Below are 2,750 nucleotides of genomic sequence, written 5' to 3' on the forward strand. Positions count from 1 at the left end.
TGGTTACGCAATGACTCGACGCGATGTCGGAATGCTTTGCATTTTCACTACGCAAAAAAACGCTTCGTGAAAACGCCCAGCCCTATCGCTTCTGGGGACTACTCGACTCCTGTCTCGCAGCGAAGGCAGGGTCTTCGGCTCGGATAGGTGCATCCAGTTCGATAATATTGTTCGATTCTTCAATCGACTTCCCGGCAAAATACTGGTTTTTTAAGGTGTTATTCCATTCGGTTTCATCCTCTTCGGCGTGAACAAAGGCAGGGAGCAACAGTAACGCCATAAGTAAAGCCGTGAATAATTTTGCCCTGATAGTCATTTCTATTCCTCCAGTAAATGGTGAAAGCTGCTTTAGCCTTTGGGCCGCATGTGAGGGAACAATAACACATCGCGAATAGAAGGCGCATCGGTGAATAACATCACCAGACGATCTATGCCTATGCCTTCACCGGCTGTCGGCGGCATGCCATGTTCCAGGGCGGTGATGTAATCGGCATCGAAGTGCATGGCTTCATCATCGCCCGCTTCTTTCTCTTCCACCTGTTTCTGAAAACGGGCGGCCTGGTCTTCGGCATCGTTTAGTTCGGTGAAACCGTTGGCAATTTCCCGTCCGCCGACGAAAAATTCAAAGCGGTCGGTGACGTGCGGATCCTCATCGTTACGCCGTGCCAAAGGCGAGACTTCAACTGGATAAGCAGTAATAAAGGTAGGGTTCATCAACCTGTTTTCGACGGTCTTTTCAAAAATTTCAATCTGGATTTTGCCCAGGCCGTAGTTGTCTTTGACCGGAATCCTTAGGTTTTCTGCAACCTTGGCTGCACTGTCACGGGTGCTAATTTGTTCCTGGGTAACGTCAGGATTAAAGTGCAGGATCGACTCAACCACCGTCATCCGGTCAAACGGTTTGCCGAAATCATATTGCTCACCCTGGTAGTTGATAACCGTGTGCCCGACCGCTTCTTGCGCGATACCGCGCAACATGGCTTCCGTGAGATCCATCAAATCGTGGTATTCGGCATACGCCTGATAAAACTCCAGCATCGTAAATTCAGGGTTATGGCGTGAAGAAAGCCCTTCATTACGGAAATTGCGGTTGATTTCAAACACCCGCTCAAAGCCGCCGACGACCAAGCGTTTCAGGTACAGTTCCGGCGCGATACGGAGGTAAAGCCCCATATCCAGGGCATTGTGATAAGTGGTAAAAGGCCGCGCCGTAGCGCCGCCCGGTATGGTTTGCATCATCGGTGTTTCAACTTCAAGAAATTGCCGTTCAATCAGGAATTGACGGATATAAGCCACAATCTTTGAGCGCACCAGAAACGTTTTGCGGGTTTCTTCGCTCATAATCAAATCCAGGTAACGCTGGCGGTATTTGATTTCCTGGTCGGCGATGCCGTGGAATTTTTCCGGCAAGGGGCGTAGGGCTTTGGTCAATAGCCGAATGTCATCGACTCTAATACTGAGCTCACCCGTCTGGGTTTTAAACAACACACCTTCCGCGCCGATAATGTCGCCGATGTCCCACTTTTTGAATTGCTTGTTATAAAAGCCTTCGGGCAAAGTATCTCGCGTCACATAAAGTTGGATTTTGCCGGACATATCCTGAATATGCACAAAGCTGGCTTTGCCCATAATGCGCCGCGTCATGATACGCCCGGCTATTTTGACGCGAAATGGCTGGCCTTCCAGTTCTTCCTTGGATTTATCCCCATATTCTGCCAACAGTTCACCTGCTACGACATTACGGCGAAAATCCGTAGGAAAAGCAATGCCGCCGTTTTCCCGCAATTCATTTAATTTGCTGCGGCGCTGCTTGATTTGTTCTTGTTCGTCTTGTTGGGTTTCTGACATTATTGATTTTTATTCTTTAGTAGTTATCAACTAAATTCCCATGCCGGGCAATAAGGGTAGGGGGAAATGTTTTGTGTATTGGCTTACAACCCACTCTTCAAGCTAGCCTCAATAAACTGATCGAGATCACCATCCAAAACCGCCTGGGTGTTGCCTGTTTCTACGTTCGTGCGTAGATCTTTGATCCGCGATTGGTCCAGTACGTAAGAACGAATCTGACTGCCCCAGCCTATATCTGACTTGGTGTCTTCCAGTGCTTGTTGGGTTTCGCTGCGTTTTCGCATTTCCAGTTCATATAATTTCGCTTTCAATTGCTTCATCGCGGTATCGCGGTTTTTATGTTGCGAGCGGTCGTTCTGGCATTGCACGACAATTCCGGTCGGGTTGTGGGTCATGCGCACGGCGGATTCGGTCTTGTTAACGTGCTGACCACCCGCGCCACTGGCACGGTAGACATCTATGCGTACATCGGCGGGGTTGATGTCTATATCAATATCGTCATCAATTTCCGGCGATACAAAAACGGAAGCAAAAGACGTATGGCGGCGGTTGCCGGAATCGAACGGTGATTTTCTCACCAGCCGATGCACTCCGGTTTCTGTACGTAGCCAGCCAAACGCATAATCGCCTTCAAATTTTATGGTGGCACTTTTGATGCCAGCGACATCGCCGGGCGATTCTTCGATTAATTCGGTCTTGAAGCCCTTGCTTTCGCCCCAGCGCAGGTACATGCGTTCGATCATGGATGCCCAGTCTTGTGCTTCCGTGCCGCCAGAACCGGATTGGATGTCTAAAAACGCATTATTGGCATCCATTTCGACGGAAAACATAAGGCGGAATTCCAGGCCTGCGACTATTTTTTCAAAATCGGCCAGATCATCGACGACGGTATCAACGGTGGC

The 2,750-nt window shown here is 49.3% G+C and carries 3 protein-coding genes; all 3 read right to left on the bottom strand.

All coding sequences use genetic code 11. The features are described from left to right. Positions 1 to 82 precede the first annotated feature (82 nt). On the bottom strand, positions 83 to 316 hold the full coding sequence (locus ACLQ6D_RS05850) for a hypothetical protein (RefSeq protein ID WP_411726349.1): 234 nt from the start codon (positions 314 to 316) through the stop codon (positions 83 to 85). A gap of 32 nt (positions 317 to 348) precedes the next feature. Further along, positions 349 to 1,848, bottom strand: coding sequence for a lysine--tRNA ligase (gene lysS / locus ACLQ6D_RS05855; protein ID WP_411726350.1), 1,500 nt, complete (start codon positions 1,846 to 1,848; stop codon positions 349 to 351). Between the two features lie 83 nt (positions 1,849 to 1,931). After that, positions 1,932 to 2,750 (bottom strand): peptide chain release factor 2 (gene prfB / locus ACLQ6D_RS05860; RefSeq protein WP_411726351.1); only part of this gene is annotated, 819 nt, incomplete at its 5' end.

The organism is Methyloglobulus sp., assembly GCF_046714055.1.
In the GTDB taxonomy this organism is placed as follows: domain Bacteria; phylum Pseudomonadota; class Gammaproteobacteria; order Methylococcales; family Methylomonadaceae; genus Methyloglobulus.